We start from the raw sequence: 20075 nt of genomic DNA, 5'->3' as shown, positions 1-20075 counted from the left end.
CCACCGCCCCCGACCGTCCCGGCCCGCACCCCTACCCAGCACAGCCCGCCGGCCGTTCCCCGGCCGGGGCCCCTCCCCGTCCACCCCCTTCCCGCCGAACGAGGGCCGCACGTGACGACCGACACCTGGCACAGCCACCACCTGTTCCTGCACTCCGGCACCGAGGACACCGACGCGTTCCTGACCCGGTGGCTGGCACCCCACCTGGACGGACTGGTCGCTTCCGGCCAGGCCGCGCGGTGGTTCTTCATCCGGTACGGCGAGGACGGCCCGCACCTGCGGATACGGGTACAGGGGCTGAGCGCGCGCGCCGCCGCCGAACTGCCCGGAGCACTGGCACGAGCGGCCAAGGAGCGGCCCGCGGTGACGGGCCCCTGGCCGTCGTATCACGGGGAGGTCCGCGCCGTGGAGTACGTACCGGAGACCGGCCGGTACGGCGGCCCGCGCGCCCTGCCCACGGCCGAGGAGGTGTTCGTCCTCTCCTCCCGTCTGGCCGTCGAGGCGTTGCGGACGCTCCGGGACAGGACCGGCGGCGCCGCGCGCCTCACACTCGCGGCCGACCTCGCCCACGCCACGGCGTACGCCCTGGGCATGGACCGGCTCGCGGCGGCGCGGTGGCTGCGGCGCCATGCGTCGGGCTGGCGGTGGGTCACCGAGGTGGCGCTGCTCCCCGGCGCGGCGGTGCACACCCGCGTCCACACCGTGTACGCGGCCCAGCGGACGGCGCTGCGGCAGCGGGCGCGCGACCTGCGGGAGGGACTTGAGGGCGATACCGGGGAACCGTGGCTGCTGGAGTGGGTCCAGCGGGTGCGAGAGGCCGACGAGCGGCTGCGGACCGAGCTCGCGGTGCCGGACACCGCCCTGCCGTGGGTGTGGGCGTCCCAGCTCCACATGCTGTTCAACCGTCTCGGCGTCAGCCCCGACGAGGAGCGCGCGGTGTGTCTGCTCGCCGCCCGGACGCTGCTGGACACCGATGACGCGCCGTCGTTCTTCCCGGAAGGGCACCGCGCGGCGGACTTCCAGTACCTGGAGCGCAGCAAACTCCGAATCGGCCCCAACGGGGGCTCACCGCTGCGCACTCTGCCGCCGTCGGCGCTCCCCGTGGGCGTGGCGGTCACCGCGGGCCCGCCGGAAGTGCCCCTCCCCGCCGCCCCGCTGCCCGGGATGTCGCTGCGCACCGCGCTGACGAACCGGGCCTCCGCACGCGGCGCGCTCCGTGGGCCGCTGGACGCCGAAGGGCTCGGCGCGCTGCTGTGGAACGCGCTGGCGCACAGCGGCACCTCCCGGCAGCACCTCGCCGACGGCACCACGCGCGCGCTGGACCACCGCCCCTACCCGAGCGCGGGCGCCCTGTACACGGTCCGGGTGCGGCTGCTCGCCCTCGACGTGACGGGCGTCCCGGCGGCCACGTACGACTGCGTCCCCGAACGCCGGACGCTGCGGCCCGTGGGCCCGGTCCCGCCCGTAGCGGACATCACGCCGCTGTCGACGTACTTCTCCCGCCCCTCGCACGAACCGGACTGGATCGGCGTCGACGAGGCACCGGTCCTGCTGGGCGTCTACGCCGACCTGGGTCTGTTGCGCCGCCGGTACGGGCTGCGCGCTCTGCGGCTGGCCCTGCTGGAGGCCGGCCACCTGACCCAGACCCTCCTGCTGACCGCCACGGCCCTCGGCCTCGCGGGCACCCCGTTGGGCGGCTTCCACGACGACCTGGCGCACGAACTGTTCGGGCTGGACGACCTGGACCATCCCCTCCAGTACCTGCTGCCGCTCGGCCGCCGCACGTCGGGCTGACGTCGCTGTCGCCCGCGCGGGACCTGACTCACGGGGCTGGTGTGCCGGTTCACCGCGGCCCGGCCCCCACTCGCCGCCCGCGCGGTGCGCCGCGAGCCGTACCGGCGGGCTGCCGTTGGCGACGGCCGACTCGTGGGCAACCCCGAGGCGCGGATACGCCAGGTGTACGCCGGCCTGACCACCCACTCCGCAACCCCCGGTACAACATGATCGGCCGGTACGCCTTCCGGCTTCCCGATCCGCCGGGTGGCCTGCCGCCCCTGGGAGATCCGGCCGCGGTCGATGAGGAGCAGGGCTCAGACCGGGACCAGGCCGACATCGGCGGACGGGTCAGCCGTGACGGAACCGCTGGTGCCACTTGTTCTCTCCGGCCGACGATCGAAGTCTCATCCGCGCTCGCGGAGGTACGCCTCCAGCTCCCCGGCCCCGGGCAGCATCGCCCGCGCGCGGGCGGACAGCCGACCGTGCGCGGGCGGCAACCCGGCCGTCAACGGCGCAAACGCCCGCTCAGAGCCGGCCACCCAGGGGCGCCGGCAGGCTGGTGACCTCCGCGATGGCCTCCGGTGACGGTGTGAAGCACCGCTCCACGCTCTCGGCTTGCGGTGCCCGGTTTCCGGAGGCCCTGCTGTCGTTGTCGTACGAGCTCGGGTCCGTCACTTCAACCCGTCGGCCACGACGTGCGGTTGCCTCGCGCACGTGTACCGCAACGCGGCCGACCATCCGGACCGGTGCGCCGGGAACCCACCGGCATGACGGACGTGGAGTGGGCGAAACGACCAGCGCACGTGATCTCGGACGAGTCAGCGCGCTTCGTCCAGGGTGGGGACTACCCGAAGGTCCTTGCCGCCGCTGTCCGAAACCGTATGACGGTGGAGTTTCTCGCCGTCCCACCAGGTGATGGTGGCCCGCCAACGGCTGTCCTGGCGCTGGGTACGGCCCACCAGGAAGAGGGAATAGAAATCACCCGCAGCAACAGTGTGGGGCAGACTGAGTGACCGGCCCATGTCTTCCTCCAGCTGCCGGGCCGCCTTCTGCCGCGGGCTGCGCAGCAGATACGCAGCGGGAACGGGACGGTTCAACGGCAGCGTATCGAGGTCGACCACCAAGTACGCGGGCTCGTCAGGACCGGCCCCGCAGCCGGGTGGACCGGTCACTGTGCCCGGCGCGGGCTTCTCACGGCGCGTCACCGTGATGGAGATGTCGCGGATCTCAACGGACGCACCGGCGTTGCCGTGCACACTGATGGCCGCCTCCAACGCGCCCGCGTGGGCCATCCGCCCCTCGCGCAGCCACGTTGCCAACTGCTCCGCGGACGCCTCGTTCACCCTCCGGCGCAGCGCGGCGTCGGTTTGGGGGATGTACCAGCGGTTCAGACAGCTGTGGTTGTTGGCCTCGATGAGCAACGTCGCCGGCTCTGCCGGGAACAGCGCTTGCCCGGCCGACATGGCGGTGGGGACAGCGAAGGCGAGCCCGGCGACGACCGCGCTCCACAGGCTGAGCTTGTTGGTGGTGGAAAGAGCGCGGTAACGGCGGGTCACGCGCCGCAGCCGGCTGACCCGGGGGAGTGCGGGTGCCGGCACCGGGGCCGAGTCGGTAGTGGGCGCAGTCGACGGCGGCCGTGCTTCGCCATCCGCACGGCCCTGCTGCGGACCCACACGACTCGCCATGGAACACCCTCCCCGGTGACGATCCCCCGGCGCCCTCGACGTACTTCGGAAGGCGCCTTGACTGCCGCACAGTCTAAAGAGTTGCCGATCATCCAACGCCCGACCACATCCAACGCCCGACCGCAGGCAACGCCCGACCGCGCGGCGGCTGGGCCCGATCGCCTTCCAGGTGCGGCGCGGCGCCGAAGTGCTGGGCTACGACCCGGCGAGCCTCCTCGGAGCAGCGGGACGTATGTGAGGTGGTGTTGGGTGATAGGAGGATCCGCCGGCCGACTTCTTCGTGTCATCTGCCAGTACGGCGTCCGGGCCGGGGCGGAGGAGACTGCCATGACCACGACCCGGCGAGCCTCGGAATCCGGAGGGGTCGGCGTGGTCGCGTACAGGACGAATCACAGGAGGGGGCGGCACGTGAGCGTGCAGCAGTACGACGAGATCGGCGAGGCATTCGAGGGGTTCAAGTCCCTGCCGCTGATGCGTTACGGGGAGGTGCCGAGCTTCCTGGGCATGGTCGGGGACGTGAGCGGCAAGTCGGTTCTCGACCTGGCGTGCGGCACCGGTTTCTACAGCAGGGAGTTCAAGCGGCGCGGCGCCACGGAGGTGATCGGTGTCGACATCTCCGTGGAAATGATCGCCGCCGCGCGGGAGTTCGAGCGGCGTGAGCCGCTGGGTGTGCGTTACGAGGTCGGTGACGTGGCCGAGCTGCGGCCTCTCGACCGGCTCTTCGACGTCGCGGTGGGAGTGCAGTGTCTCAACTACGCCGAGGACATCGCGGCGATGGAGCGGATGTGCCGCAACATCCACCGGAGCCTGGTGCCGGGTGGAGAGTTCTTCGTGCTCGCCCAGAAGCCCGACTACCGGTTCGACTGTCCGTCCCTGGACACGTACGGGTTCCGCTGCGAGCCGACCGGCGAGGAGATCGAGACGGGTCCGCGGGTGCGGGTCACGGCTCTCCTCGACCCTGAGCCGATCAGCATTGTCGCCACGGCCCCGCGCCGGGAGGTCTACGAGGAGTGTCTGCGGGCGGCCGGGTTCAGCGCGGTGGAGTGGGTTCCGCTGCGGGTGTCCGAAGACGGCGTCCGGCAGTTCGGCGAGGACTTCTGGGCGGACCTCCTCGCGAACCCGCCGCTGGAGATGCTGCGCTGCCGTGCCTGACCGGCCGACCGGCCGGACCTCGCGTACGGTTCCGCCCTGCGGAACCCCCCGGGACGGCGCGAACCTCGCTGGAGCGGGGAGCGGGGAGCGGGGAGCGGGGAGCGGGCCGGGTGGCGAGGGCGATGCCGTCGGCGGTGTCCGGCCGGCCGGTGTCCTGGTGGAGGGTCTCGTCGTAGAAGCCGGCGAGGAGCTCGGGACCGGCCCGGCTCCGCGCGGGGGCCGGGCCGGCGTCCGCCCGTCGTACGCGTGCCGGGACATCCCTGAAGTCACCGGCGAGCGTCGACACGATGCACACATGGGACTGGACTCCTCGGCACGGCTCCCGGCGCCTCGGGGTGCGACCCGGCATCAGCTGGGCGTAGTGCTCGGCCGGGTCGCGCTCCACGACGATCCGCAGTTTCGGCTTCTACGCGTCACAGAACGGCTGCGCCCGCCCCCAGCGATCGCCGTGTCCCATGAGTGCGTGAGTGCAGTAGGCGCTGAGGTCAACTGGTGACCTCCTTCGGCGCCGTCGACCCCGACCGACGGTCGCGTACGCCGCTCATCGGCTCGGTCGGGCGGTCAGGCGGTCAGCGCCGCAAGCTCCGCGTTGGCGCGCTCGGTGACCAGGGTGAGGACGCGGCCGGTGGCGGCCAGGTCCTCGGCGGGTATCCCGCCCCAGATGCGGGCGGGATGGGGGCGGTCTCCGCGCCGACGGGGGCGATCAGCTCGCGCCCTGCGTCCGTGGGGAGCAGGTGCGCGCCGTCCGCGACGAGCAGTTGCTTGGCCAGCAGCTCGTCGAGAGCGGCGCGGATGTCGGCCGGACTGGCCTTGAGGGAGCCCCGGACCTGGGTGAGGAGATCGTCCGGCGTCGGTGGGGCGTCGGCGGTGACGGCGGCGCGCAGGGCGATCTGCTGCTGGAACGTGACGCCGTGCCGGGCCAGGACGTGCTCCAGGACGCCGCGGGCGGCGTAGTGGGCCAGGCCGAGGACGCGGGTGTCGGCGAAGGGTGCGGTGGTGGTCATGGTGTTGTCCCCGCCCCTTCGACCGCTGACTGGGTCGCTCGCCGGCGCGCTGCATGCCGTGCAGCGAGGCGACCAGTGAGTACTGCGCGTGGGTGAGGCCCAGCGGGGCCACCGCGCGATCGACCGCGACGCGCCACTTGTTGGCGAGCCCCCACACCAGGAATCCGGGCGTGGGGCCCGTGCACCCTTGCTCATGCTGAAATGGCTTTTCTGGCGGATGCGACGACACAGGCCGAGCAGACCGCCGACCCCGCATGGCTGCGCACACAACAAGATGGCGGCGAGGTGATCCGAGAGACCCCGTCGGGCCGGGTCGCGCTGTTCCCCTGAGGGATTGCGCAGATGATCTTGTAGGGGCAGCATGTCCTACCGACGGGACACCGCGGTCGTCAGGGAGGCGCGGCGACCGGACGGGGGAGGAACACGCCATGATCAGGCTGTCGGACGGGCCCATGACCTGGGTGGCCGCCGGGGACAGTGTCACCCAGGCCGTATTGCACACCCATGGCGCCCGCGGTTGGGTCGAGCACCTGCACGAGCGTGTCCGGTGGCAACTGGGCCGGCTCACCGACGTTGTGGTCAACACCGGGGTCTCCGCGTGGGGCGCGGCCGACGTACTCGCGGCCCACGACCGCCTCATCGGCCGGTTCGATCCCGATGTGCTGTCCGTATCCCTCGGCACCAACGACTGCCTCGCCGGGGAGGAGGGGCTGCCCGAGTTCCACGACGCGATGCGCGGGATCATCGCCGGGGTGAGCCCGCAGACGCAGATCGTCCTGCATACGCCGGCATTGGTCAGTTCCTCGGGCCGGGAGCGGCGCGTGGCACTTCCCGCGTACTGCCGGGCCGTACGGGAGATCGCGAAGGACACCGGCGCACTGCTCGTGGACCACGAGGCCCACTGGCTGGAGCACCACGGCACGGCTGACCCGATTCCGTGGCTCGACGACCCGGCCCACCCGAACGCGGTCGGCCACCTGCGGATGGCGAATCACACCCTGCGTGCCATGGGCCTTGGTGAGCTGGACCCTCTTTAGTCGCGAACGCCAATGGACGCCCTTGCAACGACTTGACCGCCCGCAGTGATCAGCGGGCCGGCATTGGTCCAATGAGCTGTCAGCCGGACCGGACGGGAGAGACCGTGGCTTTTGATCCGCAGCTTCGAGCCCTGTACGACCAGCGTGCCGCGCAAGGCGCCAGGCCGTTGTACGACATGACACTCGCCGAGGCCAGGGCGGCAGACCTGGCCGCTGTCCAAGCCGACGCGGGGACGCCTGAACCCGTGCGAGAGGTGTTCGACGAGTCGATACCAGGTCCTGCCGGAACACTGCCCGTCCGCGTCTACCGGCCCGAGGCCGACCAGGGCCCCCTCCCCGTACTGGTCTACTTCTTCGGCGGTGGCTGGATACTGGGAAGCATCGAGACGAGCGACGCGATCTGCCGGAGCCTGGCCAACGCTGCCGGGTGCCTCACCGTCGCGGTGGGGTACCGCCTGGCACCGGAGAACAAGTTCCCCGCCGCGGTCCAGGACTGCTTCGCGGGCCTGCGCTGGACCGCCGAGCACGCCGCCCGCCTGGGCGGTGACGCCTCGCGTATCGCCGTCGGCGGCGACAGCGCCGGCGGCAATCTCGCCGCCGCCATGACCCTCATGGCGCGGGACGCGGGTGACCCCGCCATCCTGGCTCAACTGCTCGTCTACCCCAACACGGACTATTTCGCGGACACCACGTCCCGCCGCGAGAACACCGACCCCCTGCTGTTCAACGACAAGTCCGTGCAGTGGTACTGGGACAATTATCTGACCTCCCCCGAGGACGGAAGGAACCCTCTGGCATCCCCGCTGCGCGCATCCCGCCATGCGGGTCTCCCACAGGCTCTCGTGATCACCGCCGAGTACGACCCGCTGCGCGACGAGGGCGAGCAGTACGCCCAACGCCTGCGCGACAGCGGTGTCCCGGTCGAGTCCACGCGCTACCCGGGCGTGGCCCACGGCTTCTTCGCCATGGCAGGCGCTCTCGACGCGGGTGGCCGCGCCCTCGAGCAAGCAGCCGCATACCTGCGCACCGTCTTTGCCGGCGACTCAACCGAAGCCTGATGACCTCATGGCTTCACTTGCTTCCGGGCTGGGCGTTCACCACGCGCCGGCCTGGAGTTGGGCAGTGCGGGCCGACGGCGCACAGCACCGTCTGCCGCTGTTCACGCGGACCGTCAGCCACCTCGCCGGTCTGTTGCGTCGCCATCTGAAAGCGATCCGTCCAGGTGGCGAGTGCCGCCCGGACGGATTGCGGTGCTCGTCCTGGCGGTGCTGCGCCACGACCAGCGTCTGGCCGACATGGCTGGCGGCAACAACGTGTCCGAGACCACCGTCCGCCGCTGGCGCGACGAGCTGATCACCCTGCTCGCCGCGCAGGCTCCGCGCCTGGACCGCGACCTGAAGAAGGCCGCCAGGCAGGGCGGGGTGGTCGTCCTGATCGACGGCACCCTCATCCCCACCCAGCGCCGCACCGGGAAGGCCGACCGGCGAAACTACTTAGGCAAGCACCACCATCACGGCCTGCGCTTCCTCGCCCTGACCGACGAGAGAGGCCGCCTGATCCGGATATCCGCCGCCAGGCCCGGCCGCACCCACGACAACACCGCCGCCCGCCACGACCACATCCTGGCCCACCTGCGCGCCGCCGGCCTCGGCGCTCTCGCGGACCCCGGCTTCCGCGGCTTGGACGACGACGTATGCGACCCCGTGATCGTCACGGGCTTCCATGCCAGCCGCACCCACAAGCTGACCGCTGGTCAGAAGGACGTCAACCGAGTCCTCGCCGTCGGACGCGCACCGGTCGAGCACGGCTTCGCCCACCTCAAGAACTGGCGGATCCTCGCCAAGCTCCGCACTGACCCCGCCCACGCCACCCAGCTCCTGCGCGCCCTGCTTGTCCTGACGAACCCTCGAAGTCAACCGCTGACGGAGGTGGGGCCGCACCGGCTGAACGTTCAAAGTCACTCGGCGAGGGTGAGTGAACGAAGGTCAGCGTCCAGCATGCGGATCAACTCACCAACCCGCCCGCCGCCACTCGGCGCCGTTGGGAACCGTTTGAGCACGTCAACGACGACCGGTGTCGCACGGTGCAGCGTCTGCTCAAGGTGTTCGGCCCCAACGCTCCGATCGTCGTCGGCGACGAGTTCGGCCGCTCTGGCCGCGTAAGCGCCGGCTCCGAGGATGTGCTTGACCTGGGTGGCCTTGGCCAGCGGATGCAGGTAGGCGGCGCCTGCCGCAGACATCGCTGCCCGAGCCGCCTCGCGCGCAGCCGCTGTGTCCGCGCTCTTGGCTGCTTTGAGTGCCGCCCACGCTCTGTCGCGCAGAGCCTTCCCTCGCTCACCACCTCGAGCGAATTCCCACGCGGCGCCGATAGCGTCTCGAGGCCGCAAGTCGTCCGGCTGATCGCCCTCGAATACCTCGAGCACCACTTCGGCGCACGCTGCAGCGAACGCGGTGACCTCACGAAGATCTTGCTTACTCAGAGCGATCTCGCTCGCTTCCTCTGTCATGACTCCATCCTCGACCATGCACTGGACAGCCAGGCGGCTGGGCCGGCCCTATCCCGACTGGCTCCCGAGCAGACCGGATCGTGGAAGGCCACCCGGCCACAGCAGGCTGGAATCGGTGAGCCGACCGCTCTGCCGGATGACCTCCTCCGCAGACTGTCGCCCCCGGCCAGCGTGAGCCCCCCGGAGGACTGTCGCACCAGCCCTTTGACCTGCGATTTCAAGTTGGCGGAGGCACAGTCAAGGCCACCCTTCGACTGATCGGCAACGCTCCGCGAGAGCCCACCAGTCATCCCCCACACCCCCAACCCCCTGACCTGACGGGGACAGGCCGTTCCATGGCAGGCGACACCGCGACGGTGTGAACCGTGCCGAGGGGCGAGCCAAGGGGTGACACAACCACGAGTGGGGCCCGCGTGCGGGCGGTCCCGCCCGGAAGTGGCCGCACCCGCGGCCCCTCCCCGCCGTGCCGGGGCTGTGGCCGCCCCCGGCGGTCAGTCGCCGGTCCGGTCTCGGCCCTCGGCGGGCGCGTCGAGCCGGTGCTCCCGGAGTGCAGCACGCAGTTCGGCCACACCGGTGAACAGCGCACCGCGCAGCCCGGCGGCGCGCGCCGCGTCCACGTTCTCCTCCCTGTCGTCCACGAAGAGGACGTCCGCGGGTTCCGCACCGAGCGCACGCACGCACCACGCGTATGCGCACGGCTCGGGTTTGGCGTGCCCGATCCGGCAGGAGAACCCGCACACCTCGAAGTGCTTCAGCCAGGCGTGGTGCGCCTCGTAGTGCGCGGCCAGTTCCGGTGGGATGTTGGAGAGCAGACCGAGCCGCCGGCCCGCTGCCGCGAGCTCCTCGACGAGCGCCACCATCTCCCCGTCGACCGCGCTCCAGCCGGAGACGTCGGCCTCGATGAGCGCCCCGATCCGTGCGGCGTCGAAGCGTGTGCCCAGCGCCGTCCCCACCTCGCGCCAGTAGGCCGGACCGGTCAGTTCGCCCCGGTCGTACGGCGGGCGCAGCCGCCAGTACGCGTCCCAGAAGGCGGGCGAGGGCGCCCCGGCGGTCGCGACGAGCGCCGTCCTCGCTTCCGCGGACTGGTGCCGTGCGATGACCCCGAACAGGTCGAAGAGGACGGTGCCTTGGGATGTCATGGTCGTCTCACACCTTCCGTACGGTGACGCCGGCCGTGGCCAGCGCGTCGGTCACCCCGGTCGGCGCCGTCTCGTCGGTGACGACGGCGTGGAGCGCGGTGGGTGGCGCCACGAACGCCAGGGCCGTGCGGGAGAGTTTGGCTGCCTCGGCGACGGCGATGGTGCGCCGGGCGGACGCGATCGCCGCGCGTTTGACGGCCGCGTCGGCGAGGTCGTAGGCGGTCAGACCGTCGTCGGCGGTGAGGCCGCAGCAGCCGATGACGGCCGTGTCGAAGCGGACCGCCGCGAGGGACGCCTCCGTGAGGGGTCCGGTCAGCGCCAGCTCGCCCGCCCTGGGCTCGCCCCCCGGGAGCAGCAGCCGCACCGAAGGGGCGCCGGTCAGCGCGTTGGCGGCGTGCAGCGACAGCGGCATGACGGTGACGCGCCGGTCGCGCAGCGCCCGGGCGACCTCCAGGCACGTCGTCCCGCTGTCGATGACGACGGACTCACCGTCGGCGATCAGCGCGGCGACGTCCGCCGCGATCCGGCGCTTGACCTCCACCCCCTCCTGGGCCCGCAGCCCGAACGGCGGCTCCTCGCCGCGGAGGAGCAGACTGCGCGCCCCGCCGCGAAACCGTTCCAGCACACCCTGTTCGGCCAGGATTTCCAGGTCGCGGCGCACCGTCATCTCGGAGCAGCCGGTGAGCCCGGCCAGCTCGGTCACGCTCAGTTCGCGCGCCTCCCGTACGGCGGCGGCGATCCGGCGGTGTCGTTCAGTGGTCCCCATGGACACATTGAACATGCGACGTGTTCGAAAAGCAATCTATCGAACAGTCCCAGTGTTCATTATGATCGACACCATGAACAAATCCCTGCGGGCCGCCCGCGTCGCCACATTCGCCTTCTTCGCTCTGAACGGCTTCGTGATGGGCATGTGGATCGTGCACATCCCCGCCGTCGAGTCCCGTACGGGGATCGGTCATGCCGTGCTGGGGTGGCTTCTTCTGTTGCTGGGCGGTGGTGCGTTCGCCGGGATGCAGCTGTGCGGCCGCCTCACCGACCGCCTCGGCGCACGCCGGGTCGTGCCCGCCGGTGCCGCGCTGTGCAGTGCGGCGGTGGTGCTGCCGGGCCTGGCCTTCGACGCGCCGACCCTCGGGGGCGCATTGCTCCTGCTGGGCTTCGGCAACGGCTGTCTCGACGTCAGTATGAACACCCATGCCGTCCAGGTGGAGCGCGGATACGGTCGACCGGTCATGTCCGCGTTCCACGCGGTGTTCTCACTGGGCGGCGTGCTCGCCGCGCTGGTCGGCGCGCGGCTCATCACCTGGGGTTGGGACCTCGGGCTGACCCTGACCGCCGTCGCCGTGACCGGCCTCGTGGTGACCCTCGCCGCCACTCCGGCTCTGCTCAGCCCACCGGGCCGTGTTGGGAGCGGCGCGCGCTCCGACGGTACGGCGGCCGACGCCGGTACGGCGTACTCCGATACGGCGGCCGACGGCGTACGCCCGGCCGGGCGGTGGCGGACACCCCGACGGGTGTGGGTCCTGGCCGTGCTGGCCCTGTTGCTCATGCTCTGTGAAGGCGTCGCCAACGACTGGAGCGTGCTGCACCTGGAGGACGTGCTCGGCGCGTCCGCCGCCACCGCGGCCTTCGCCTACGGTGCCTTCGCCACGGCCATGACGGTGGGCCGGCTGCTCACCGACCGGGTCGCCGCCCGCACCGGACCGGTGTTCGTCGTTCGCTACGGCGCCGCCGCCGCGGGCGCCGGTCTGGCCGTTGCCGCGCTGTCGCCGTGGGTGGCGCCCGCGCTGGTGGGCTGGGCGGTGTTCGGGCTCGGCTTGTCCGGCTGTGTACCGCAGTTCTTCAGTGCCGCCGGCCACACGGACGAGGACGCGGCCGGTGCCCATGTCTCCCGGGTCGCGGGGCTGGGCTATCTCGGCATGCTGGCCGGGCCCGCCGTGATCGGCCCGCTGACCCATCTCGTACCGCTGAACCTCGCGCTGCTGCTGCCTGTGGCGCTCTGCGCGGTGGCGGCCGTGGCGGCGGGCGTGCTCCGCGCCGACCCACCGCCCGCGTCCGGGCCGGCGACCAGGCCGGCGTCCGGCGCTCCGTCGGTCGACACGGGCGCGGCCTGAGGGCATCAGCTCCGGTGGCCGCCCGGTTCCTGCCGCCCTTTCAAGCCCCGCGCGATCCTCCGGGAACCGGCCGGACATGGTGCGCCGAAACCGACACCGAAACCGACACCGAGGCAGTAGCGGTGTGCCTCGGCCGGCACGGCGGATCGTCGTCAGGTGATGCGCAGGGCGAGGATGGCGAAGTCGTCCCCCGGCGGTGTCGGACCGTGGCCGAGGACTTCCTTCTCGAGCGCGGCGACGGTGGCGGCGGCGGATGAGCCGTGCGTACGGGTGAGGACGTCGCGGACGCCGTCCTCGCTGAGCATGGCGGTGCCCGAGCGGCGTTCGGTGACGCCATCGGTATACAGCAGGAGCAGGTCCCCGGGGTGGAGGTCGTCCTCGGTGGTGTGCAGTGGGGGGTCGTTCATGATGCCGAGGAGGGTGCCTACTCTGCCGAGTCGGGTGATCGTTCCGTCGGCCCGGCGCAGCAAGGGGTGTGGATGCCCGCCAAGGGTCAGGCGCATGCGAGCCGGTGATGCGCTGAGGTCCAGGTCGGCGTAGGCGGCTGTGCAGAAGCGCTGGACAAGGTGGTCGGCGATGATCGCGGCGTTGACGGCCTGAAGGACGCCGCGGGAGTCGGGGTCCCATCGCCGGGCGGCGCGGGCGGTGTGTCGCACCAGACCGGTGAGCGCGGCGGCCTGGGGGCCCTTCCCGCAGACGTCGCCGATGACCAGGCCCCAGTGGTGAGGATCGGTGGGGACGATGTCGTAGAAGTCGCCCCCCACCAAGGTGCCCTGGTCTCCCGGGTGATAGCAGGCGGCGATCTCGACCTGCGGTATGTGGGGCAGGGCCGGGGGGAGCAGGCTTCGCTGGAGGTAGTGTTCCACCTCGCTCTGCTCTGTGAAACGCCGGGCGTTGGCGACGGCTTGCGAGGGGCGGCGGGCGAGTTCCTGTGCGAAGGGGATGTCACCCTCGGTGAACAGTGTCTGTGCCGGGGTGGCCTGGGTCAGGACCATGGCGCCGATGACGGCGCCCGCCTGTGTCATGGGCACGGCCAACCAGGAGGCCGCGGGCATGAGCCGGCTCAGGGCGGAGCGGTGTTCGGCGTTGCGGGCGAGGCGGTCCAGGGTGCGGGGGGCGTCGGTGACCAGTTCATGCAGTCCGGTGCGGATGACGGCTCCCACCCCGCCCTCGGCATCCAGCCGCGGAGGGAACTCGTCCATCGGGGCGCGCAGGGCCCGTTCCTGCTCGGGGTCGCGGTGGACCAAGGCGGCCAGCTCGGGCTGCTCGGTTTCGTCGAGGACGTGAATGAGGCATCCGTCGGCGATCTGCGGAACGACCGCGGCCACGATATCGCCGAAGGTCGTCGCGGGGTCCAGGGATGTGGACAGCACGGCGCTGACCTCGGCGAGGGCGCGGAGCTGAGCCTGTTTGTCCGCGGTCTCCCGTTGCGGCCGGGCGCGCTCCATGGCCAGGGCGCATTGCACGACCAGCGCGGTCAGGAAGCCGCGTTCGGAGTCGGTGAAGTCGTGACGGACGGAGAAGTGGAAACTGACCGCGCCGAACAGCCGCCCTTCCACTGCGAGGGGCAGGACGGCAGTCGAGTGGTACCGCCGCGTGAAAAAGTGGGCGGCCTTCGGGAAGGCCTTGGCGCGGTCGGCCGGATCGGCGAAGAAGAGGGCTTGCCCGCTTCTGGCGGTATGGGCCATCGGGTAGGGCGCGCTGATGCTGAAAGGGGCCGGCTTCTGGGCCCCGCGTTCCACGTCATGGATGTGCCGGACCGTGTAGTGGTCACTGCAGGGTTCGTTCAGGACGGCGGCGCCGACGGTCGCCCCCACAGCGGGCATGATCTGCTCGGTGAGGATCGTCATGACGGAAGCCAGGGTCTCCGCTCCGGCCAGTGCTGCCGTGACCTGGGCGAGGAGCTTGACCGTCGGGTGACGATACCGGCCTTCAGCCGGCAGCTCCGCGCGTTCGCGGGCACACTCGCGGCGGCTGTTGTACGTCGTCGCGCCACGGGCGACCGTGCCCACGACCGTGCCCGCGCTCGGAGCTCGGAGCTCCGCGATGGTTCAGCCACGGTTGCCTGAACGCGGTGACCGTACCGGCGGCGGGCCGGTAGGCACCGTGGCCGCTGAACCGCCCGGCGGTCCGGGGGGACGCGTCACCCCGGACGCGTAGGCCTTGATGGTCTCGGTGATGAAGGCCCGGCTGCTGTCCGGGCCGAGGGCCTGGGTCTGCAGGTGGGCGTACATCACGCTGTACCGCTGCACGTCGGATGATTTCTCCAGGTAGAGGTCGCTGGTGAACCTCTCCAGGTACACCACTGCCTCGCGGCTGTCGGGGAACCGCAGGATGGAGAACCGTCCAGAGAGCCCCGGGTGAGCGCCCGCCGCGTGGGGGAGGACCTGGACGGTGATGTGCGGCTCGGTGCTCAGTGCGTGCAAGTGCTCCAGTTGCTCGCGCATGATCTCCCGGCTGCCGACGACGCGCCGCAGGGCTGACTCGTCCAGGACAACCCACAGGCGAAGCCGGTGCGCGGGGTCGTAGATCCGATGCTGGCGGCGAAGCCGCACCTTCAGACACGCGGCGGCCTGCTCGACCGTGACCAGGGGGATCGTCTCCTCGATCACCGCGGCCGCGTAGGCGGGGACCTGCAACAGGCCGGGGATCACCATGGACTCGTAGGTGCGGATGGAGGCGGCGTCCGTCTCCAGGCCGACGTAGACGCTGTGGGGGATGTCGCCGTAGGCGTACCACCAGCCCTGCCGGCTGGATTCCCCGGCCAGCTCCATCAGGGAGTCGACGACATGTGGGTCGGTGACGCCATAGAGCTTGCACAGATCCCGTACGTCGCGGGCGCTGACGGCGCGTCGGCCGGTTTCCATGTGACTGACCTTGGCCTGGGAAATCAGCAGATGCGCCGCCACCTCGACACCGGTCAGACCGCTGGCCAGGCGGAGCCGGCGCAGCTCCGCTCCCAGGCGCCTCCCTCTGACGGTGGGGCTGTTGTTCGCCGCCACGGGCGGTGTACCTCCGGCTCCAAACCAACGCGTGCGCCAGCAGGTTGGCATGGAGTGCCGCCTGTTGATCACGCGCCGTGCCGCTGGAGTCGGCGGCGGCGAAAACGGATTGTGACGATGTAATGTGCCGTTCGGTGATGCCCCGAACAGAGCAGCGTTCCACACGGCAGAGGGCGGGCGCGACGCCCGGACAGGCAGGGGGCAGCCTGCCTGTCGGGCTCAGCCGGAACGAGGTGACGGCGTTTCCCGGCCATCGGCCGGCACGGTCGGCTCCTCGAATCCGGACCCGTCGAGCCGGCGCACCCCGTGGATGCTTCGCGCGACGGCCTCGGGTCGCTTCGGTCCGCTCGCCGCACGGGTATGTCACCCTCCGCCGAACGCACGTCATCGGCTCGGCAGGGTGTGGGAGGCGGGTGAGCCATGGGACCGTCCGTGCGGAACGGAGTGGCCGGACCGGGACGCGGCGGGATCCGTGGCGACTGCAGCGTCCACGACTCCGACGACGGGCGCCGTTGCGCGGGTGCTGTCTCTGCTCCGGCGGTGTGCCGTCCCCCACAGGTCCGGCCGGATACGGCGCTTCTGACCCGCCGTGGGTGAAGTCCCGCCCGTACCGATAGGCCAGGGGCTCGGCGGGGTAGGCGGGAAGGGAAGTCCGAGACCGCTACAGGCTGGGGGCAGCTGATGAGCTCGGAACTGAGGATCGTTCTCGTCGTCGCGGGAGCCCTGGCCGCGGTGACATGTGTGCTGACGATCGCCCTGTTGGTCAAACTGGCAGCAGTCCGCCGCGGCCTGCGCTCGGCAGGTGTTCCCCTGGAGAACAAGACACTTTTCTGGGGCGCGGTCATCTACGCGCTCTGCCCGGTCGATCTACTCCCGGATCCGATCTTCCTCGACGATATCGGGCTGCTGTTGGTCGCCCTTCGCGCGTTGAAGTCCGAGGCCGTGCCGAAAGGCGTGAGGAATCATTCCTCGATCTAGCCGGCCTGGTCGGAGCCATCCGAGTGCGCCGGAGGCGGACCACACCCGGTCGACCTTCCCGCCCACAGCGCGAGCGAACCATCGACCGCGCGGACACCGGCAACCCCACGAACGCCGACTCACGGTGCACAACACCGGCCCGTGCTCGGCCACGCCACCGGCGTGAGCCCCGGTGACCGCTCCACGGCACCGACGTCGTACCCGCCCGGCGGCTCCCGCCGGTGCGGAGGGCGCTTCCTCGGGTACGACTGCGCGCGGGTGGTGCGACCGTCGCGGCCGGCGTCGATCCGGTCCCCGAGCGCACGCGCACCGTCCGAACCTGTGCGGGGCTTGGTAGGGACGGGAAGCGCGGCGGTCTGCTCCAGCACCGGCGGCTCAGGCGCAGACCGGGGTCCTCGTCGACCGACGCCACACCGGGACCCGCCGGGGCGGTGCTGCCGGGGTCCGTCAGGCTCCACCCCAAGGATTCGCGCGGCGTCCCATTGCCTGAACAGCGCATGGACTCGTGTGCCCGGACAGGAAACGCCGGTAACGCCACGATGGAGCAATACGCGCGGTGTGCCGGTCCCTGTCGACGAGGATCGCCGTCCGCGGCGGTGAAGGCGTCGCACGGATCAGTGGCCGACCGCCCGGCGGACGGGTGACATCCGCGCCCCGGCCCCGGCGATTGCCGCGCTTGGGGGGTGGGACGCGCGGTCGCGGGCAGGCGGCCCTGAAGACACGGCTGCACATCGACAAGGGAGGCCCACCATGGCGATCACACAGGACGAGTTCCTGACCCAGGTCCAGGAACGCGGCCAGTACACCACCACATCCGAAGCCGAACGGGTCACCCGCGCGGTCCTGGCCGCCCTGGGCGCCCACCTGGTAGGCGCCGAACGCAAGGAACTCGCCGACCGGCTCCCCGCCCCACGCCGGCCGCTGCTCCTCGACCCGCTGCCGGCCACCACCCCGCTCAGCCCACCGGACTTCGTCGAAACCGTCGCCCTCCTCATCGAGGGCGCCACCCCTGACACCGCCCGCTGGGACACCAGCGCCGTCCTCAGCACCCTGGCCGACCAGATCCACGAGGACCTGCTTCGCCGCATCCTCACCCAGCTCCCGCCCGGTTACGCACTGCTGTTCGGTCGCGCGGAACTGGCCTGACGGACCACGCCTCAAGGCCCGGTTCCCGAACGGGGGGAGCACGTGACTGTTCGGGATGCGGGCACCGGCGGGCGCTGCTTCCCTGGTGTGGCCCGCCCGCCCCAGGGCCGGCCGAAACCCGATGGAGTGGATCATGAGCGTCGCAGATGAGTTCGGTGACCGCATCCGGCAGATGCGTGCCAAGGCGCAGGAGATGGACCGGGAAGCGGAGCAGGTCCAGGACCCCCACGAGCGACAGCGGCTGAAGGACAAGGCCCGTCGGCTCAAGCAGCAGAGCGACCAGGAAAGCGGTGAGGGCTCCGACCCCAGGTAGCGGCGCCCGAAGGGTTTGCGGGCACGGACGCCTTCACCCCGAAGTCCACGACCTCGATGCGGGCGTGGCGGTTCGGCGACGGTCGGCAGGATCGAGGGCCACGTCATCGCCCGCGCCGGAAGGCGGTACGAGGGGCTGGTCTGTTTCAGGCAGTGGCTCCCTGCCTTTTGCGGAGGGCCAGCAGCAGGCCCACGACCACGAACAGGAGGCCGCCACCCGCTGCGCCGAGCCCAATGGTGAGGAGGTCCTGTTCGATCGGCGGGTGGCTGATCTTGCTTGTACCCGTCGGTGATGCGAAGTGCTTCATTTCTCCCTGGTAGGGCTTTGGCTCGGTGTCGATGCGGGGCGGGTCGGCTGCCGCGCGGACCGCGGCTGCGGCATCGATCTGTCCGGCGCCGACAAGCGGGTTGTGGCCGCCTGAGGGCGCGTGCGCGGTGCGCATGAGGATCGCGCGGGTTTGAGCCGGGGTCAGGTCCGGGTTCACGGCGAGCATGAGCGCGGTCACGCCGGAGGCGAGAGCGGTGGCCGGCGAGGTGCCGCTCACCTTGTGGTAGCCGCCGCTCTTGAGGGCGCTGGTGATGCCCACGCCGGGGGCGGCGATGGTGTTGTGCGTGCGTACGGTGCTGAAGTCGGCGCGGGCGCCACCGCGCTTCGTCGCGGCGACGGAGATCACGGTCGGGTACCCGGCGGGGAAGTTGCCGTCGTTCAGCTCATCACCGCTGTTGCCGGCTGCGGCGAGGATGGTCACGCCCTTGTGCACGGCGCGGGACGCGGCCCCCAGTTCGCTGCCGTCCAGGTCGGAGAACATACCGCCGCCGAGTGACAGGGATATCACGTCGGCGCCGTTGGCCACCGCGTAGTCGATGCCCTTCGCGAGCGGGCTGACGCCGTCCTTGAGGCGCTCCAGCTTCTGCTCTTCGCTGTCGTCGATGACGCGGGCGGTGATGATCCTCGCCTTGGGGGCGGCCTTGAGGACGTCGGAGACCATGGCGGTGCCGTGTACGCCGTAGTCCTCGTCGCCGGGCCGCAGACCGTCGCTGTTGTAGAAGTCGGGGCCGATCTTCGCGACGCGTCCCTTGAGTGCCGGGTGGTCGGGGTCGATGCCGCTGTCCAGCACCGCCACGGTGACGCCCTCACCCTGGGTGGTCCGGTGAGCGGTGGGCAGGTCGAGCGCGGTCGACTCCCAGCTGGGTGGGGCGTTCTCGGCGGCTGCGGCCGACGGGGCGCCCCAGGAGAGCGCGGCCCCCAGCAGGGAGGCGAGAGCGGTGCCGGTGATGGCGGTGGTGTGTATGAAGCGGGTGCTGCTCATCGCAGCCCTCCGTTCTGCAGGTTGGAGAGGTGGGCGACGAAGAGCTCGACGAGGTCCTGGGCGTCGGCGTGCCAGGATTCCCGGTCGGTGTCGTTGTCCATGCCGAACCCGCCCGGCAGCTCACCGGCGACGTGGCCGTCGGCCGAGCCGATGCTGGCTCCGAGGACGTACGGCATGTGCTCTCCGGGAACGGCCATCAGATGGGAGCCGTTGCGGCTCTTCCACTTGGCAGCGGCGGTCCCTGGCACCGCGTACGGGGCGACGGCCCCCTCGATGGCACGGTTGTCCTGGTATACCTCGTCGACCTTCTCCTTCGGTCCCGCGTTGCGCGGCCCCTCGGGGAGTACGACGACGGCGATGGTCGTCACCATGTTGGCGGTGGGGTCGACGTACGTGGCCCGCAGGACCGCCTTGCAGCCGTTGTCCTGGGCGGCCTTCAGGGTGGTGCGGGTGAGGCCCTTGTCGCAGTCGGTCTCCGGGGAGATGCCCATGCGGTGCCACAACGCCTTGTCACGGTCGTACAGGCCGCCGTTGTAACCTCCGCGGCCACCGATCGTGAGCGGGAAGACCTTGTCGACCTGCTCGTCCCGCCACATCACGCTGCCGTACGCGTAATTCGGGAGCTCTTGTTGGGCGTTGCTGTAAGCGTGCGCGGTGAGGGCACCTCCGCCAAGGAGCAGTAGCACCCCGAAGACGCTGAGCACAGTGCCGACAACCTTTCGGCCACGGCCGCCCCGGGGAGCGTCACCCTGGGGCAACCACTGCGGCTGACCGGGAGGCGGGCTGCCCGGTGGTGGAAAGGGGACGGCCGGCATCGGAGGCTGCTGGGCATACGGATTCGCGCTGCTCGGATGGGGGTGCGACGGGTATGACATCTTCTTCTCTCCCACGGAACAACAAGCGGTGGGAGCGGC

The 20075-nt window shown here is 71.1% G+C and carries 17 protein-coding genes and 3 pseudogenes; 10 read left to right on the top strand and 10 right to left on the bottom strand.

Translation table 11 applies throughout. The features are described from left to right. The first annotated feature begins 111 nt into the window (after window positions 1–111). On the top strand, window positions 112–1794 hold the full coding sequence (locus tag ABZZ38_RS06795; RefSeq protein WP_356736482.1) for a thiopeptide-type bacteriocin biosynthesis protein: 1683 nt from the start codon (window positions 112–114) through the stop codon (window positions 1792–1794). A gap of 800 nt (window positions 1795–2594) precedes the next feature. Here the strand turns inward: ABZZ38_RS06795 and ABZZ38_RS06790 are convergent. After that, window positions 2595–3332: a hypothetical protein gene (locus ABZZ38_RS06790; protein WP_356736480.1), complete on the bottom strand. Its 738-nt coding sequence runs from the start codon at window positions 3330–3332 to the stop codon at window positions 2595–2597. Between the two features lie 537 nt (window positions 3333–3869). On the opposite strand from ABZZ38_RS06790, the gene ABZZ38_RS06785 reads away from it, so the two are divergent. Beyond that, complete coding sequence (locus ABZZ38_RS06785; RefSeq protein ID WP_356736478.1) at window positions 3870–4613, top strand: methyltransferase domain-containing protein; 744 nt, start codon at window positions 3870–3872, stop codon at window positions 4611–4613. A gap of 561 nt (window positions 4614–5174) precedes the next feature. On the opposite strand, the pseudogene ABZZ38_RS06780 reads toward ABZZ38_RS06785, so the two are convergent. Further along, window positions 5175–5617: pseudogene (locus ABZZ38_RS06780) on the bottom strand (MarR family transcriptional regulator). A gap of 22 nt (window positions 5618–5639) precedes the next feature. Beyond that, window positions 5640–5846 (bottom strand): annotated as a pseudogene (locus ABZZ38_RS06775) (hypothetical protein); the annotation flags it as partial. Between ABZZ38_RS06775 and ABZZ38_RS06770 the strand changes: the two are divergent. The 4 genes and pseudogenes from ABZZ38_RS06770 to ABZZ38_RS06755 form a co-directional block, all read left to right on the top strand. Beyond that, window positions 5819–5947, top strand: a complete 129-nt coding sequence (locus tag ABZZ38_RS06770) for a hypothetical protein (RefSeq protein ID WP_356736476.1) — start codon at window positions 5819–5821, stop codon at window positions 5945–5947. The pseudogene ABZZ38_RS06775 and the gene ABZZ38_RS06770 overlap by 28 nt on opposite strands. Window positions 5948–6045: 98 nt before the next feature. Next, the gene (locus ABZZ38_RS06765; RefSeq protein ID WP_356736474.1) at window positions 6046–6654 is read left to right on the top strand and encodes an SGNH/GDSL hydrolase family protein; all 609 of its coding nucleotides are present in this window, start codon (window positions 6046–6048) and stop codon (window positions 6652–6654) included. A gap of 176 nt (window positions 6655–6830) precedes the next feature. After that, window positions 6831–7712 carry an alpha/beta hydrolase gene (locus tag ABZZ38_RS06760; protein WP_356736592.1) on the top strand — a complete coding sequence of 294 codons (882 nt, stop codon included), beginning with the start codon at window positions 6831–6833 and terminating at the stop codon, window positions 7710–7712. Between the two features lie 237 nt (window positions 7713–7949). Beyond that, window positions 7950–8498 (top strand): annotated as a pseudogene (locus ABZZ38_RS06755) (transposase family protein); the annotation flags it as partial. Window positions 8499–8611: 113 nt separating this feature from the next. On the opposite strand, the gene ABZZ38_RS06750 reads toward ABZZ38_RS06755, so the two are convergent. The 3 genes from ABZZ38_RS06750 to ABZZ38_RS06740 form a co-directional block, all read right to left on the bottom strand. After that, window positions 8612–9160 carry a putative immunity protein gene (locus ABZZ38_RS06750; protein WP_356736472.1) on the bottom strand — a complete coding sequence of 183 codons (549 nt, stop codon included), beginning with the start codon at window positions 9158–9160 and terminating at the stop codon, window positions 8612–8614. Window positions 9161–9651: 491 nt separating this feature from the next. Beyond that, the gene (locus ABZZ38_RS06745) at window positions 9652–10299 is read right to left on the bottom strand and encodes an HAD-IA family hydrolase (protein ID WP_356736470.1); all 648 of its coding nucleotides are present in this window, start codon (window positions 10297–10299) and stop codon (window positions 9652–9654) included. Between the two features lie 7 nt (window positions 10300–10306). Next, complete coding sequence (locus ABZZ38_RS06740) at window positions 10307–11065, bottom strand: DeoR/GlpR family DNA-binding transcription regulator (protein WP_356736468.1); 759 nt, start codon at window positions 11063–11065, stop codon at window positions 10307–10309. Between the two features lie 73 nt (window positions 11066–11138). On the opposite strand from ABZZ38_RS06740, the gene ABZZ38_RS06735 reads away from it, so the two are divergent. Next, entirely contained in the window at window positions 11139–12413 is a 1275-nt protein-coding gene (locus ABZZ38_RS06735) for an MFS transporter (protein ID WP_356736466.1), read from the top strand. A 152-nt stretch (window positions 12414–12565) separates the two neighbouring features. Here the strand turns inward: ABZZ38_RS06735 and ABZZ38_RS06730 are convergent, their stop codons facing one another. Together ABZZ38_RS06730 and ABZZ38_RS06725 are read right to left on the bottom strand one after the other, a co-directional pair. Continuing rightward, the gene (locus ABZZ38_RS06730; protein ID WP_356736464.1) at window positions 12566–14425 is read right to left on the bottom strand and encodes a SpoIIE family protein phosphatase; all 1860 of its coding nucleotides are present in this window, start codon (window positions 14423–14425) and stop codon (window positions 12566–12568) included. A gap of 39 nt (window positions 14426–14464) precedes the next feature. Further along, window positions 14465–15415, bottom strand: a complete 951-nt coding sequence (locus ABZZ38_RS06725; protein WP_356736462.1) for a helix-turn-helix transcriptional regulator — start codon at window positions 15413–15415, stop codon at window positions 14465–14467. Between the two features lie 681 nt (window positions 15416–16096). On the opposite strand from ABZZ38_RS06725, the gene ABZZ38_RS06720 reads away from it, so the two are divergent. The 3 genes from ABZZ38_RS06720 to ABZZ38_RS06710 all read left to right on the top strand — a co-directional run bounded on the left by ABZZ38_RS06720 (window position 16097) and on the right by ABZZ38_RS06710 (window position 17852). Then, on the top strand, window positions 16097–16393 hold the full coding sequence (locus ABZZ38_RS06720) for a DUF1232 domain-containing protein (protein ID WP_356736460.1): 297 nt from the start codon (window positions 16097–16099) through the stop codon (window positions 16391–16393). A 750-nt stretch (window positions 16394–17143) separates the two neighbouring features. Beyond that, window positions 17144–17539, top strand: coding sequence for a DUF2267 domain-containing protein (locus tag ABZZ38_RS06715; protein ID WP_356736458.1), 396 nt, complete (start codon window positions 17144–17146; stop codon window positions 17537–17539). A 133-nt stretch (window positions 17540–17672) separates the two neighbouring features. After that, complete coding sequence (locus ABZZ38_RS06710; protein WP_356736456.1) at window positions 17673–17852, top strand: DUF6381 family protein; 180 nt, start codon at window positions 17673–17675, stop codon at window positions 17850–17852. Between the two features lie 145 nt (window positions 17853–17997). Here the strand turns inward: ABZZ38_RS06710 and ABZZ38_RS06705 are convergent, their stop codons facing one another. Then, the gene (locus tag ABZZ38_RS06705) at window positions 17998–19161 is read right to left on the bottom strand and encodes a S8 family serine peptidase (RefSeq protein ID WP_356736454.1); all 1164 of its coding nucleotides are present in this window, start codon (window positions 19159–19161) and stop codon (window positions 17998–18000) included. Next, a complete protein-coding gene (locus ABZZ38_RS06700) occupies window positions 19158–19865 on the bottom strand; it encodes a hypothetical protein (RefSeq protein WP_356736452.1) in 708 nt (235 codons plus the stop codon). Before ABZZ38_RS06700 ends, ABZZ38_RS06705 begins: the two co-directional genes overlap by 4 nt. Between the last annotated feature and the right edge of the window lie 210 nt (window positions 19866–20075).

This window comes from Streptomyces sp. NPDC006368 (assembly GCF_040612535.1).
In the GTDB taxonomy this organism is placed as follows: domain Bacteria; phylum Actinomycetota; class Actinomycetes; order Streptomycetales; family Streptomycetaceae; genus Streptomyces.
Note: the sequence above shows the minus strand (reverse complement) of the source record. Positions and strands in the feature narration are given on the sequence as shown.